The organism is Streptomyces sp. NPDC017943, from assembly GCF_044328425.1.
In the GTDB taxonomy this organism is placed as follows: domain Bacteria; phylum Actinomycetota; class Actinomycetes; order Streptomycetales; family Streptomycetaceae; genus Streptomyces; species Streptomyces djakartensis_A.
Map to the genome: position 1 here is coordinate 129413 of NZ_JBIRHH010000006.1, position 12953 is coordinate 142365.

Annotated in this window: 15 protein-coding genes; 11 read left to right on the forward strand and 4 right to left on the reverse strand. The window is 70.4% G+C overall.

All coding sequences use genetic code 11. The features are described 5' to 3' along the window. The first annotated feature begins 83 nt into the window (after window positions 1–83). On the forward strand, window positions 84–863 hold the full coding sequence (locus ACH4C6_RS20570; RefSeq protein WP_398110028.1) for an RDD family protein: 780 nt from the start codon (window positions 84–86) through the stop codon (window positions 861–863). Window positions 864–880: 17 nt separating this feature from the next. Here ACH4C6_RS20570 and ACH4C6_RS20575 read toward each other — a convergent pair whose 3' ends face one another. Further along, complete coding sequence (locus ACH4C6_RS20575) at window positions 881–1156, reverse strand: hypothetical protein (protein WP_369196468.1); 276 nt, start codon at window positions 1154–1156, stop codon at window positions 881–883. Window positions 1157–1569: 413 nt separating this feature from the next. On the opposite strand from ACH4C6_RS20575, the gene ACH4C6_RS20580 reads away from it, so the two are divergent. Both ACH4C6_RS20580 and ACH4C6_RS20585 read left to right on the forward strand, forming a co-directional pair. After that, complete coding sequence (locus ACH4C6_RS20580) at window positions 1570–3924, forward strand: immune inhibitor A domain-containing protein (RefSeq protein WP_398110029.1); 2355 nt, start codon at window positions 1570–1572, stop codon at window positions 3922–3924. Between the two features lie 122 nt (window positions 3925–4046). After that, window positions 4047–4391: a hypothetical protein gene (locus ACH4C6_RS20585; RefSeq protein WP_398110030.1), complete on the forward strand. Its 345-nt coding sequence runs from the start codon at window positions 4047–4049 to the stop codon at window positions 4389–4391. A 27-nt stretch (window positions 4392–4418) separates the two neighbouring features. On the opposite strand, the gene ACH4C6_RS20590 is transcribed toward ACH4C6_RS20585, so the two are convergent. Further along, window positions 4419–5009, reverse strand: a complete 591-nt coding sequence (locus ACH4C6_RS20590) for a nicotinamidase (RefSeq protein WP_398110031.1) — start codon at window positions 5007–5009, stop codon at window positions 4419–4421. A gap of 112 nt (window positions 5010–5121) precedes the next feature. Further along, a complete protein-coding gene (locus ACH4C6_RS20595) occupies window positions 5122–6471 on the reverse strand; it encodes a nicotinate phosphoribosyltransferase (protein WP_398110032.1) in 1350 nt (449 codons plus the stop codon). Window positions 6472–6578: 107 nt separating this feature from the next. Between ACH4C6_RS20595 and clpS the strand changes: the two genes are divergently transcribed. From clpS to ACH4C6_RS20630, 7 genes are all read left to right on the forward strand, one after another. After that, window positions 6579–6896 carry an ATP-dependent Clp protease adapter ClpS gene (gene clpS / locus ACH4C6_RS20600; protein ID WP_020270284.1) on the forward strand — a complete coding sequence of 106 codons (318 nt, stop codon included), beginning with the start codon at window positions 6579–6581 and terminating at the stop codon, window positions 6894–6896. 32 nt (window positions 6897–6928) lie between these two features. Then, the gene (locus ACH4C6_RS20605) at window positions 6929–7537 is read left to right on the forward strand and encodes a DUF2017 domain-containing protein (RefSeq protein WP_398110033.1); all 609 of its coding nucleotides are present in this window, start codon (window positions 6929–6931) and stop codon (window positions 7535–7537) included. 365 nt (window positions 7538–7902) lie between these two features. Next, window positions 7903–9327 (forward strand): amino acid permease, encoded by a 1425-nt coding sequence (locus ACH4C6_RS20610; protein WP_398110034.1) that lies wholly within the window; start codon window positions 7903–7905, stop codon window positions 9325–9327. 132 nt (window positions 9328–9459) lie between these two features. Further along, window positions 9460–9882, forward strand: a complete 423-nt coding sequence (locus ACH4C6_RS20615; RefSeq protein WP_398110035.1) for a Mov34/MPN/PAD-1 family protein — start codon at window positions 9460–9462, stop codon at window positions 9880–9882. 100 nt (window positions 9883–9982) lie between these two features. Beyond that, window positions 9983–10078 (forward strand): putative leader peptide, encoded by a 96-nt coding sequence (locus ACH4C6_RS20620; protein ID WP_349362267.1) that lies wholly within the window; start codon window positions 9983–9985, stop codon window positions 10076–10078. A 121-nt stretch (window positions 10079–10199) separates the two neighbouring features. After that, complete coding sequence (locus ACH4C6_RS20625; protein WP_398110036.1) at window positions 10200–10478, forward strand: MoaD/ThiS family protein; 279 nt, start codon at window positions 10200–10202, stop codon at window positions 10476–10478. Window positions 10479–10484: 6 nt separating this feature from the next. After that, entirely contained in the window at window positions 10485–11435 is a 951-nt protein-coding gene (locus tag ACH4C6_RS20630; RefSeq protein WP_398110037.1) for a PLP-dependent cysteine synthase family protein, read from the forward strand. Between the two features lie 76 nt (window positions 11436–11511). On the opposite strand, the gene ACH4C6_RS20635 is transcribed toward ACH4C6_RS20630, so the two are convergent. Further along, window positions 11512–11961, reverse strand: a complete 450-nt coding sequence (locus ACH4C6_RS20635; RefSeq protein ID WP_398110038.1) for a type II toxin-antitoxin system PemK/MazF family toxin — start codon at window positions 11959–11961, stop codon at window positions 11512–11514. A 212-nt stretch (window positions 11962–12173) separates the two neighbouring features. Between ACH4C6_RS20635 and ACH4C6_RS20640 the strand changes: the two genes are divergently transcribed. Further along, a complete protein-coding gene (locus tag ACH4C6_RS20640; protein ID WP_398110039.1) occupies window positions 12174–12926 on the forward strand; it encodes an MBL fold metallo-hydrolase in 753 nt (250 codons plus the stop codon). The last annotated feature ends 27 nt before the right edge of the window (window positions 12927–12953 follow it).

A 12953-nucleotide genomic window follows, 5' to 3' on the forward strand; every position in this document is an offset into this window, starting at 1 on the left:
CGCTCCACCAGCGCGGCGGAGCGGGTACCCCGGACGGCCGTCCGCCGGGTGCGGAGCGGGGACGTTCGCGGTCGACTCGGGCCATGAGCAGCGAACCGCCTCCCGGCTCCGGTCAGCAGCCCCCGGAAGACGACCCGTTCAGGAAGCGCCCGCCGGGCGAGCAGCCCGGCGGGGGGACGGGCTCGCCCTACGGCAGTGAGCCCCCGCCGTCCTACCCGGGTGGCGGGCCCGGCGGCCCGGGGAGCCCCGGCGGCGGCTCCGGGGGCCCGTACGGCGACCCTCCGGGCGGTGGCGGCGGCCCGTACGGCGGCGGCCCTCCCGGGGGCGGTGGCGGCCCCTACGGCGGCCCTCCGGGCGGTGGTGGCCCCTACGGCGGCGACCCCTACGGCGGTGGCCCCGCCGACCCCCTCGCCGGCATGCCGCCGCTCGCCGACAGCGGCAAACGCACCCTCGCCCGCATCATCGACATGATCCTGGTCGGGGTCGTCGTCTGGCTGCTCACCTGGGGCTTCGGGGTCAGCGAGTACGACGTGGACAGCGACCGCATCGAAGTCGGCAAGTCCTTCTGGCAGTCGGCGGTCGCCGCCGTGCTGTACATCGCCTACGACACCATCATGACCGTCCGGACCGGCCAGACGCTGGGCAAGAGGCTGCTGCACCTGCGTGTGGCCAACCTGGACAACGGCGCCACGCCCTCCGTGCAGAACGCGCTGATGCGCGCGGCGGTGCTGTGGATCCCCTTCGCCTTCTGCTGCGCCTGCGTGTGGACCGCCATCGCGGGCGGCTGGAGCTTCTTCGACCGGCCCTACAAGCAGGGCCTGCACGACAAGGCGGCCAAGACGGTCGTCGTCAGCACCAAGTGAGGTCGCGGGCGGGCCGCTCAGGCCGCCCGCTCGCGCACCGGCTCCTGGGCCGGCGCCGTCCTCGACGCCCGTACGGGTTCCCGCGGCGCGGGCTGCTCGACGGCGGCCTGGCGCCGCTGGGGCAGCGGTACCGTCATGGCGACCAGCAGCCCCAGGGCCAGGGCCGCGACGGCGATGACGGCGATCCAGGCACCCGAACTCGTCTGCGACAGCAGCAGCATGGCGAGGGTCGAGAAGATCACGGTGCACGCGCCGTAGGCGAGCTGTGCGGCAGTCGGACGGGGCATGGCCATCATGTCCTCGGAAGTGGGGGTCCACGGGGGTGTCGTCCTGGCATCGCGCCGGCTTCCGGGCGTCTGCCGACCGACATTCTCTCCCGCAGGGTGCCCGAGCGGAACGCGCGGTAAGCGTGACCTGCTCAACAAGGGCGGTGCACGGGGGGCGCACGGAGTCATGACGTCCACGGAGTGGACGGGGGCACGCGCCCGAGGGCCCGGCCCCGGAGCTTCGGGACAACCGTTTGGTTGTTCGTAAAACGAACGTCGACTCCGCATAGTGCACTTGACTTGTCCAAGTCAAGGTCTGTCTTTTCCGGTGAACCTCTAGTCAAATGTCGTCACTTGACTACACGCGTTGATCACGCGCGCTTGCGGACCGCACCTACCCCCTTCCCTTCCGCACGCGCGAACGCGGGGGAGGAAAGCAAGTGACCAGTAGACCCTGGACGTTCAGAGCAGCCGCCATCTCAGTGGCGCTCGCGGCGGCCACCGCCACCGTCACCGCCTCGACGTACGCGGTGGCCGACGACGCCTCCGCACCCCGGTCCACCACCGTGGACCGGCACGACCCGGCGGACCGTCACCACGACGGGCACGACCTCGAAGGCCCTCTGAGCAAGACCCAGGAGGCGCAGCGCCAGGAAGCCCTCAAGCAGGTCATATCCGGCAAGACCAAGGTCAAGAACCGCGAGGGTTCCAAGGTCGTCCAGCTCGCGAGCAAGAAGGGCGACGACAAGTACGTCGAGCTCGGCCGCGAGAAGACCGACAAGATATTCACGATCCTGGTCGAGTTCGGCGACCAGGTCGACAGCCGCTACGGCGGCACCCCGGGACCGCTGCACAACACGATCCCCAAGCCCGACCGCAAGAAGGACAACTCCACGGCCTGGCGGGCCGACTACGACCAGGAGTACTTCCAGGACCTGTACTTCGGGTCCGGCAAGGGCGTCGACTCCGTCAAGACGTACTACGAGAAGCAGTCCTCGGGCCGCTACTCGGTCGCCGGTGAGGTCTCCGACTGGGTCAAGGTGCCCTACAACGAGGCCCGTTACGGCAACAACGCCTGCGGCGACACCAACTGCCCGAGCGTGTGGAACGTCGTCAGCGACGGCCTGAACGCCTGGGTCGCCCAGCAGAAGGCGGCCGGCCGCACCGACGCCCAGATCAAGGCGGACGTGGCGCGGTTCGACGAGTGGGACCGCTACGACTTCGACGGCGACGGCGACTTCAACGAGCCCGACGGCTACATCGACCACTTCCAGATCGTGCACGCGGGCGAGGACGAGTCCGCGGGCGGCGGCGCCCAGGGCACCGACGCGATCTGGGCGCACCGCTGGTACGCCTTCGGCACCGACGCCGGCGCCACCGGCCCGGCGAACAACAAGCTCGGCGGCGCGAAGATCGGCGACACCGGCATCTGGGTCGGCGACTACACCGTCCAGCCGGAGAACGGCGGACTCGGCGTCTACGCCCACGAGTACGGCCACGACCTCGGTCTGCCGGACCACTACGACACCGCGGGCGGCGAGAACTCCACGGGCTTCTGGACGCTGATGTCGTCCGGTTCCTGGCTCGGCACCGGCAAGAACGAGATCGGCGACCTGCCCGGCGACATGACCGCCTGGGACAAGCTGCAGCTCGGCTGGCTGAACTACGACAAGGCCAAGGCCGGCGTCAACTCCTGGCACAAGCTGGGCGTGGCGGAGTACAACACCAAGCACAAGCAGGCCCTGGTCGTCGACCTGCCCAAGAAGGCGGTCACCACCGAGATCGTCACGCCCGCCGAGGGCAAGACGCAGTGGTGGAGCGGCAGCGGTGACAACCTCAAGAACACCCTGACGCGTCCGGTCGACCTCACCGGCAAGTCCAAGGCGCAGCTGACCCTCGACGGCTGGTACGACATCGAGGCCAACTACGACTACCTCTACACCGAGGTCTCGACCGACGGCGGCGCCAACTGGACCGCCCTCGACGGCACGGTGGACGGCCAGCCGATCCCGCGCGACGGCAGCGACAAGCCGGTCCTGACCGGCACGGTCGACGGCTACAAGAAGCTCGCCTTCTCGCTGGACGCCTACGCGGGCAAGAAGATCGACCTGCGCTTCCGCTACCAGACCGACGGCGGCGTGGCCCAGAAGGGCTTCGCGGCCGACTCGATCACGGTGACCGCCGACGGCACGCCGGTCTTCTCCGACAACGCCGAGAGCGCGGACGCCGCGTGGAAGGCCACCGGCTTCTCCCGCATCGGCGCGTCCTTCACCAAGGACTACGCGCAGTACTACATCGCCGAGAACCGCCAGTACGTGTCGTACGACAAGACGCTGAAGACGGGTCCGTACAACTTCGGCTTCACGGCGCGTCCCGACTGGGTGGAGCACTACGCGTACCAGAACGGCCTGCTGATCTGGAAGTGGGACACCTCCCAGGCGGACAACAACACCAGCCAGCACAAGGGCACCGGTCTGGTCCTGCCGATCGACTCGCACCCGGACGCGCTGAAGTGGGCCGACGGCACGCTGATGCGCAACCGCATCCAGGCCTACGACTCGCCGTTCAGCCTCTACCGCACCGACGGCATGACGCTGCACAAGGCGGACGTGGCGAAGTACATCCCGGGCTCGAAGGGCGTCTCGGTCTTCAACGACCGCAAGAACGACTACTACGACGAGTCGAACCCGACCGCGGGTGTCAAGATCACTGACACCAACACGAAGATCAAGATCCTCAAGGAGGCCAAGAACGGCTCGACCATCGAGCTGGAGGTCGGCCCCGCAGGTAGGTAATCCGCATCCTTGCAGGTCAGAACATGATCGGCGGTGACCCCCTGGCGGGTCACCGCCGATCCGTGTTTAGGTGCGTCCTGTGGCTCTCTTATTGACACCGACCGACACGGGGGGATGAGCGCATGGCCGCAGGAGGCTTCTGCAAGCTGCCGAACGGCACGGTGGTGGTGGCGCTGAACCTGCCCAGCCCCGCCGCCGACGGCCCCGGGGCCGTCCGCGTCCTCGTCCACTCCGTGAACCGCGCGCGGGCCCTGACCAGGCTCCGCAACCTCGGTCTGCGGTCGGTCTACCTGCGCGGCAACGCCGCCCCGCCCACCCCGGACGAGATCACGGCCGTGCTGCACCACCCCGACGGCCTCATATGGCGCACGGCCCCCGACAACGGTGTCGCGACGGCCCCGGAGCTGGTCCAGGAGCTGTGGCGCCCGATCAGGTCCCTGCTGCGGCGTCCGCCGGCCCGGACCTGACCCGGCCCGGGCCCGCCGAGGCCCGGACTACTGCACCACCGGCTTGCCCGACAGCTCCACGCCCGCCGCGCGCAGCTCCTCCAGCGCCCGGTCCGTCGTCTCCTGCGCCACCCCGGCCGTCAGGTCCAGCAGCACCTGGGTGCGGAAGCCCTCGCGGGCGGCGTCCAGGGCCGTGGCCCGTACGCAGTGGTCCGTGGCGATGCCCACCACGTCGACCTCGGTGATCTCGCGCGAGCGCAGCCAGTCGGCCAGCGCGGTGCCGTTCTCGTCGGCGCCCTCGAAGCCGCTGTAGGCGGCCGAGTACGCCCCCTTGTCGAAGACGGCGTCGATGGAGCCGGAGGCGACCGCCGGCGCGAAGTTCGGGTGGAAGCCGACGCCCTCCGTGCCGGCGACGCAGTGCGCGGGCCAGGAGTGCACGAAGTCGGGGCTGGCGGAGAAGTGCCCGCCCGGGGCGATGTGGTGGTCCCGGGTGGCCACGACGTGCCGGTAGCCGGAACCGGCCGCCTGCCCGACCAGCTCGGTGATGGCGGCGGCCACGTCGGCACCGCCGGACACCGCGAGGCTGCCCCCCTCGCAGAAGTCGTTCTGCACGTCTACGACGATCAAGGCGCGGCGCATGGTCGGCATCCTTCGGCTATGGGGTCGGCGGGCCCGGCCGGTGGACGGCCGAGCCGGGGAGCGGGGACGGGAGGAGGGGAGAGGGGACGGGTCGGCGCGTCACGGCACACCGCTATTGGCTACCCGAGGTGCCGTGCACGTACTCCGTGGGAAGCACGGGCTCCCCGCGCGAGAGCTGCGTGGCCGACATCGGCAGGCCCGCGCGCGCGGTGATGTGCCGCTCCCGTGCCGCGTCCAGCGGCTCGCGCGCCACGACCTCGCCGCCCTTGACCAGCTCCACCAGCAGCTGCCGGTCGGCCAGCTCGCCCGGCACGGGACCGGTCCCGACGACCTCGGCCTCCGCGATCCCGTGGGCGTCCAGCCGCCGCGCCGCCCACTTGCGCCCGCCCACCGACGTCTTGCCGCCGCTGGACTTCTTCGCCACCGCCACCAGCGGCGCGTCCGGGGCGTCGGACCCGGCCCGGGCCACCAGCTTGTAGACCATCGAGGACGTGGGGTGGCCGGAGCCGGTGACCAGCTGCGTGCCCACGCCGTAGGCGTCCACCGGCGCCGCTGCCAGGGAGGCGATGGCGTACTCGTCGAGGTCGGAGGTGACGACGATCTTCGTGCCGGTGGCGCCCAGCTCGTCCAGCTGCCGGCGCACCCGGTGCGCCACCAGCAGCAGGTCCCCGGAGTCGATCCGCACCGCGCCCAGCCCGGTCCCGGCGACCTCCACGGCCGTACGGACCGCCTCGGCGACGTCGTAGGTGTCCACCAGCAGCGTCGTGCCCCGGCCCAGCGTCTCCACCTGCGCGCGGAAGGCGTCCCGCTCGCTGTCGTGCAGCAGGGTGAAGGCGTGCGCGGAAGTGCCGACCGTGGGGATCCCGTAGCGGAACCCCGCGGCCAGGTCCGAGGTGGTCGCGAAGCCGCCGACGTAGGCGGCCCGGGAGGCGGCCACCGCGGCCAGCTCGTGGGTGCGCCGGGCGCCCATCTCGATCAGCGGCCGCTCACCCGCGGCGGCCGACATCCGCGAGGCCGCCGCGGCGATCGCCGAGTCGTGGTTGAGGATCGACAGGATCACCGTCTCCAGCAGGACGCACTCGGCGAAGGTGCCCTCGACCCGCATGATCGGCGAGCCCGGGAAGTACACCTCGCCCTCGGGGTAGCCCCAGATGTCCCCGCCGAAGCGGTAGCCGGACAGCCACTCCAGCGTCCGCCCGTCGACGATCTCCCGCTCCTGGAGGAAGCTGAGGACGGCCGGGTCGAAGCGGAAGTTCTCCACCGCGTCCAGCACCCGCCCGGTGCCCGCCACGACGCCGTAGCGGCGCCCCTCCGGCAGCCGCCGGGTGAAGACCTCGAACACGCTGCGCCGCTCGGCCGTGCCCGCCGCCAGGGCGGCGCGCAGCATGGTCAGCTCGTACTGGTCCGTGAAGAGCGCCGTCGACGGGACATCCACCGGCAGCGAAAGGTCCGCTGTGTTCATGGGAAGGAGCGTACCCCCATTTCGTCAATCTGACGATTGCAGGTCCGCGGTCGCCGATCGCCTTGCGGCCAGGCCCGTTTGTGCGACCACCCCCCTCGGGTGGCAGCATGGGCAGTGTGACGTCACCCGCGCCCCTGGAGATCGAACGCACCGAGTCGGCGGAGGAGGTCTTCGCCGTACCCGAGCCGGACCTCCCGTGGGTCACGATCGTCCACAACGACCCGGTCAACCTCATGAGCTACGTGACGTACGTGTTCCAGACGTACTTCGGCTACTCCAAGGACAAGGCCACCAAGCTCATGCTCGACGTCCACCACAAGGGCCGGGCGGTCGTCTCCAGCGGCAGCCGCGAGGAGATGGAGCGCGACGTGCAGGCCATGCACGGCTACGGCCTGTGGGCCACCCTCCAGCAGGACCGCAAGTAGCCAGCACCCCGCCCAGCAGCGAAAAGGCGTTCATGCCCGGAACCTTCGAACCGCTCCCCGGCGGCGGCGCGGCCGTCGCCCTCGACGACGTCGAGATCTCCATCATCCGGTCCCTGGCCGTCCAGCTCCTGGAGCTGATCGGCCCCGGCCCCGCCGAGGACGCCTCCGCCGATCCGCTCGCCGGGCTGTTCGCCGAGGGCCCGAGCGAGCCGCCCTCGGACCCGGTGCTCAGGCGCCTGTTCCCGGACGCCTACGGCGACCCCGAGCAGTCCGCCTCGCCGCGCGACGCCGAGGAGCAGCGCGCGTACTCCGCCGAGTTCCGCCGCTACACGGAGAACGACCTGCGCGCCGGCAAGCGGGACAACGCCCTCGCCGTGGTGCGCTCGCTGGACGCGCTGTCCTCCGCCTCGGCCGGCGAGGGCGGGGCGGTGCTGAAGCTGTCCCCGCAGGAGTCGCAGCAGTGGCTGGGCGCCCTGAACGACCTGCGGCTGGCCATCGGCTCGCGCCTGGAGATCACCGACGAGGAGGACAGCGACCTCCTCTTCCGCCTCCCGGACGAGGACCCGCGCAAGCCCATGGTCATGGCCTATCTGTGGCTGGGCGGACTGCAGGAAACGCTGGTCACGACGCTGATGCCCTGATGCGTGCGGGTTCGGTGACCGTCGGGTGACGGCGCGGTGTTCGCTCAGAGGACACTCAAATCCGGATAACGATCGCGTCACCGCACCCGCCCTCTATGACCCCATCGGGTGTTCTTTGTCCGGTTCTCCCTGTGCAGTGCGCCACATCGCCCACCTGTGATCAGTGTTGCGGCCGTGATAAATCTTCACGACCGCCCGGCGAGCACCACCCGAATGTTCGGCCGGGTGCGCCACCGAGCCGGCGACCGCCGGCCAGGCACGAGCGGGCTCGCGGGCTCGCTCAACTCCATCATTTCCGGGGGGATCGAAACCCGATCCGAGGCCGACGAGAGGCCCGGGTCGGCATGGAGAAAGGCGCACCACACATGACCTCTGCGAAGGTCGACACGGAAAACGTGCCCGAAGAGGGGTACGAGCGGGGACTCGGCAGTCGCCAGGTCCAGATGATCGCGATCGGCGGCGCCATCGGCGTCGGCCTGTTCATGGGTGCCGGAGCGAACATCGCCAAGGCGGGACCCAGCATCATCCTCATGTACGCCCTCGCGGGCGTCGTGATCTTCTTCATCATGCGGGCCCTGGGCGAGCTGCTCCTCTACCGGCCCGTCTCCGGCTCCTTCGCCGAGTACGCGCGCGAGTTCCTCGGCCCGTTCTTCGGATACGTCACGGGCTGGACCTACTGGCTCATGTGGGTGGTCACCGGCATGGCCGAGCTCACGGCCGCCGCCATCTACATCCACTTCTGGTTCCCGGAGATCCCGCAGTGGGTCAGCGCCCTGGTGTTCCTGGTGGTGCTCTTCGGCGTCAACCTGATCTCCGTCAAGATCTTCGGCGAGGTCGAGTTCTGGTTCTCGATGATCAAGGTCACGGCCATCATCGGCATGATCGTCATCGGCCTCGGCGTGCTCACCCTCGGCTTCTCCGACGCCGGTGACACCGCCACCGTCTCGAACCTCTGGTCGCACGGCGGCTTCTTCCCCAACGGCATCGGCTCCAGCCTGATGACCCTCCAGGGCGTCATGTTCGCCTACCTCGCCGTCGAGCTCGTCGGCGTCACCGCGGGCGAGTCCGAGAACCCCGAGAAGACCCTGCCCAAGGCCATCAACACCCTGCCCTGGCGCATCATCGTCTTCTACGTCGGCGCCCTGCTGGTCATCCTCTCCGTCGTGAAGTGGACCGAGTTCTCCGCCGGCGAGAGCCCCTTCGTGCACGCCTTCGGCAAGATCGGCATCCCGCTCGCCGCGGGCATCGTCAACTTCGTCGTCCTCACCGCGGCCCTGTCGTCCTGCAACTCGGGCATGTACTCCACCGGCCGCATGCTGCGCGACCTGGCCGCCAACAGCGAGGCCCCGCAGGCGTTCGGCAGGCTCAACGCCCGCAAGACGCCCGCCGTCGGCATCACCGTCTCCGTGGCCCTCATGGGCATCGGCGTCGTGCTGAACTACGTCGTCCCCGAGAAGGCGTTCCTCTACGTCACCTCCGTCGCCACCGCGGCCGGCATCTGGACCTGGATGATGATCCTCGTCAGCCACATCCGCTACCGCGCGGCGGTCGACGCGGGCCGGCTGCGCGCCTCGGCCTTCCCGGCCCCCGGCGGCGCCCTGTTCAGCTGGGTCGCGCTCCTCTTCCTCATCGGCGTGACCTGCATGATCGCCTACGACAAGGACGCCCGGGTCTGCCTGTACGTCGCCGCCGGCTGGGCCGTCGCCCTCGGCATCGGCTGGGCGGTCCTCAAGCGCCGCAACCCGCAGCTCACCGAGCGCCGCGACCCGGAGTTCGAGCAGGTCGGCTGACCACCTGGCAGGACGCCCGCCGCAGGGAGTACTCGTGGCACTCCCTGCGGCCGCCGCTCAGGGTGTCCGGCATACGGGCCGTTCCGTACCAACCCTCGGTACGGAACGGCCCTTCTGCTTATCCTTGCCCGCATGCTGACCATCACCCAGGCCCTCGTCGACCAGATCGTCGCCCACGCGCGCAAGGACCACCCCGACGAGGCGTGCGGCGTCGTCGCGGGACCGGCCGGCTCCGACCGCCCGGAGCGCTTCATCCCCATGCTGAACGCGGCCATGTCGCCCACGTTCTACGAGTTCGACTCCGGTGATCTGCTCAGGCTCTACCGCGACATGGACGACCGCGACGAGGAGCCGGTGGTGATCTACCACTCCCACACCGCCACCGAGGCCTACCCCTCGCGCACCGACATCTCCTACGCCAACGAGCCCGGCGCCCACTACGTCCTGGTCTCCACCGCCGACACCGACGGGGCCGTCCCGTTCCAGTTCCGCTCCTTCCGGATCGTCGAGGGCCAGGTCACCGAGGAGGACGTCGAGATCGTCGAGGCCTACTGATCCCGGCCCAGGAAGCGCTGATCTCGACATGTGGATGAATAGCGTCCGAAGAGTGGGATCACACTCCGGAAGCCGGACCGGGAATCGATACGATGAGCCCATGGTTCTCCACGACGTGAGCGAAAAGACGCCGGGCGATCTGCTCGTGGCGCGGCTGCACGTCGACCTGTGCAGGCTCGCCAGCGCCATCTGTTGACGCACCCTGACGCCGTACGGCCGTGAGCCGCGGCGAAACGCTCCGCCCGCGTACGACCACGCACCCCCGCGCCGCCGCGCGCCACTCACCCGACGACACCTTCCGACAGGAGCCCCAGGCCATGGCCATCGAGGTCCGCATCCCGACCATCCTCCGCACCTACACCGACGGCCAGAAGGCGGTGGAGGGCACCGGGGACACCCTCGCCGAGCTGTTCAACGACCTCGAGACCCGGCACACGGGCATCCAGGCCCGCATCGTGGACGGCGACCAGCTGCGCCGCTTCGTCAACGTCTACCTCAACGACGAGGACGTCCGCTTCCTCGACGGCATCAACACCAAGCTGTCGGACGGCGACAACGTCACGATCCTGCCGGCCGTCGCCGGCGGCATGGCCTGATCGACGATGCGCTACGACTCCCCCCTGGCCGCGGTCGGCAACACCCCCTTGGTGCGCCTGCCGCGGCTGTCGCCGTCCGCCGACGTCCGCATCTGGGCGAAGCTGGAGGACCGCAACCCGACCGGCTCGGTCAAGGACCGCCCCGCCCTGCACATGATCGAGCAGGCGGAGAAGGACGGCCGGCTGACCCCGGGCTGCACCATCCTCGAGCCGACGTCGGGCAACACCGGCATCTCCCTGGCCATGGCGGCCAAGCTCAAGGGCTACCGCATCGTGTGCGTGATGCCGGAGAACACCTCGCAGGAACGCCGGGACCTGCTGGGGATGTGGGGCGCGGAGATCATCTCCTCCCCGGCCGCGGGCGGCTCCAACACCGCCGTGCGCGTCGCCAAGGAGCTCTCGGCCGAGCACCCCGACTGGGTGATGCTCTACCAGTACGGCAACCCGGACAACGCCGGCGCCCACTACGCCACGACCGGCCCGGAGATCCTCACCGACCTGCCGTCCGTCACCCACTTCGTCGCCGGACTCGGCACCACCGGCACCCTCATGGGCGTCGGCCGCTACCTGCGCGAGCACAAGCCGGACGTCCGGATCATCGCCGCCGAACCGCGCTACGACGACCTGGTCTACGGCCTGCGCAACCTCGACGAGGGCTTCGTCCCCGAGCTCTACGACGAGTCCGTCCTCACCAGCCGCTTCTCCGTCGGCTCCGCCGACGCGGTCACCCGCACCCGCGAGCTGCTCCAGCAGGAGGGCATCTTCGCCGGCGTCTCCACCGGCGCCGCGCTGCACGCCGCGATCGGCGTCGGCAGGAAGGCCGTCAAGGCCGGCGAACCGGCCGACATCGTCTTCGTCGTCGCCGACGGCGGCTGGAAGTACCTCTCGACCGGTGTCTACACCGCGGCCACCACCGAGGAAGCCATCGACACCCTCCAGGGCCAGCTCTGGGCGTAGCACGGCTGCCCGAGGGCCGGAGCCGTCAGCGGCTCCGGCCCTTTGCGCTCCTCATCCGGCCAGGTAGCGCACCCGCTCACTTCGCCAGATAGCGCACCCGGTCCCACAGCGCCGGGTCCACCACGCCGACCCGGCGGCGAAAACCCCGCACCGGCACCTCGCGCAGCTCGTCCGTCTCCAGGAAACTCGCCCGGCCCCGCGCGTCACCGACCGAGCCGGGCGGCAACGGGATCACCCCCGCACGCTCGTCGCGGAACCGCGTGGTGATCTTCACGACCGTGGCCCGCTGACCGCGCACCGCCAGCACCAGGCAGGGCCGGTCCTTGCTGCGCGGCTCGTCCTCGTAGGGCACCTCGGCCCACCAGATCTCCGCCGGCCGCGGCCGGCCCGCCGGCGCGGTGCCCGGTCGCCTCGTGCGGTCCCGCCGCTTCGGCGGCCGCCGGCTGCGCCCCCAGCCGTCGACGAGCGTGGCGACGAGCGCGAGCAGTACCACCGCGGCGAGCGCCAGCCACCAGGACGTGTCCATACTGAGACGTTACCGGCGCCATGCCTGTCGCGCGCCCCCCTCACCAGGATCACCTCCGGCCCTGCCAGCCGAACCGGTGACAGCACAGGTGAGTTCGCCCACAACAGGCCTTGGCGGAGGAGCTGCCGGAGGATTCGCGCCTTACGCTCGACGGACCGCACGACCCCCGACGCCCCTCACCGAATCGTCCCGCCAGCGGAGGTTTCTGCTTCATGAAGCTCACCGTCGTCGGCTGCTCGGGGTCGTTCCCGTCCGCGGAATCGGCCTGCTCGAGCTACCTCGTCGAGGCCGACGGCTTCCGGCTGCTTCTCGACATGGGCAACGGTGCCCTCGGCGAGCTGCAGCGCCACTGCGGTCTCTACGACCTCGACGCGATCTTCCTCAGCCACCTGCACGCCGACCACTGCATCGACATGTGCGCGTACTTCGTCGCGCGCTACTACCGCCACGACGGCGGCCGCTGCGATCCGCTCCCCGTCTTCGGGCCCGAGGGCACGGAACACCGGCTGACCACCGCCTACGCGGACACCCCCTCCGCCTCCTCGATGAGCGAGGTCTTCGACTTCCACACGGTCAAGCCGTCCACGTTCGAGATCGGCCCCTTCACGGTGCACACCGAGCGGGTGGCCCACCCCGTGGAGGCGTACGGCATCCGCATCGAGCACGGCGGCCGGGTCCTGACGTACTCCGGCGACACCGGCGTGAGCCCCGCCCTGGACGAACTGGCCCGGGACAGCGACCTGTTCCTGTGCGAGGCGGCGTTCACGCACGGCAAGGAGAACATCCCCGACCTGCACCTCAACGGCCGCGAGGCGGGGGAGACGGCGGCCCGGGCCGGCGCCCGCCGCCTGGTCCTCACCCACGTCCCGCCGTGGACGGACCCCCAGGTCAACCTCGCCGACGCCCGCGAGGTGTACGACGGCCCGGTGAGCCTCGCCGCACCCGGGCGGACGTACGAGATCTGAGGGCCCGGCGCACGCGAAAGGCCCCGG

What these genes read in the sequence shown, in the direction of transcription:
- ACH4C6_RS20595 (WP_398110032.1), bottom strand. Translation starts at nt 6,471, where the DNA reads ATGAACACAGCGGACCTTTCGCTGCCGGTGGATGTCCCGTCGACGGCG.
- ACH4C6_RS20585 (WP_398110030.1), top strand. Translation starts at nt 4,047, where the DNA reads ATGGCCGCAGGAGGCTTCTGCAAGCTGCCGAACGGCACGGTGGTGGTG.
- ACH4C6_RS20625 (WP_398110036.1), top strand. Translation starts at nt 10,200, where the DNA reads ATGGCCATCGAGGTCCGCATCCCGACCATCCTCCGCACCTACACCGAC.
- ACH4C6_RS20605 (WP_398110033.1), top strand. Translation starts at nt 6,929, where the DNA reads ATGCCCGGAACCTTCGAACCGCTCCCCGGCGGCGGCGCGGCCGTCGCC.
- ACH4C6_RS20610 (WP_398110034.1), top strand. Translation starts at nt 7,903, where the DNA reads ATGACCTCTGCGAAGGTCGACACGGAAAACGTGCCCGAAGAGGGGTAC.
- ACH4C6_RS20575 (WP_369196468.1), bottom strand. Translation starts at nt 1,156, where the DNA reads ATGGCCATGCCCCGTCCGACTGCCGCACAGCTCGCCTACGGCGCGTGC.
- ACH4C6_RS20615 (WP_398110035.1), top strand. Translation starts at nt 9,460, where the DNA reads ATGCTGACCATCACCCAGGCCCTCGTCGACCAGATCGTCGCCCACGCG.
- ACH4C6_RS20570 (WP_398110028.1), top strand. Translation starts at nt 84, where the DNA reads ATGAGCAGCGAACCGCCTCCCGGCTCCGGTCAGCAGCCCCCGGAAGAC.
- ACH4C6_RS20630 (WP_398110037.1), top strand. Translation starts at nt 10,485, where the DNA reads ATGCGCTACGACTCCCCCCTGGCCGCGGTCGGCAACACCCCCTTGGTG.
- clpS (WP_020270284.1), top strand. Translation starts at nt 6,579, where the DNA reads ATGGGCAGTGTGACGTCACCCGCGCCCCTGGAGATCGAACGCACCGAG.
- ACH4C6_RS20590 (WP_398110031.1), bottom strand. Translation starts at nt 5,009, where the DNA reads ATGCGCCGCGCCTTGATCGTCGTAGACGTGCAGAACGACTTCTGCGAG.
- ACH4C6_RS20620 (WP_349362267.1), top strand. Translation starts at nt 9,983, where the DNA reads ATGGTTCTCCACGACGTGAGCGAAAAGACGCCGGGCGATCTGCTCGTG.
- ACH4C6_RS20640 (WP_398110039.1), top strand. Translation starts at nt 12,174, where the DNA reads ATGAAGCTCACCGTCGTCGGCTGCTCGGGGTCGTTCCCGTCCGCGGAA.
- ACH4C6_RS20635 (WP_398110038.1), bottom strand. Translation starts at nt 11,961, where the DNA reads ATGGACACGTCCTGGTGGCTGGCGCTCGCCGCGGTGGTACTGCTCGCG.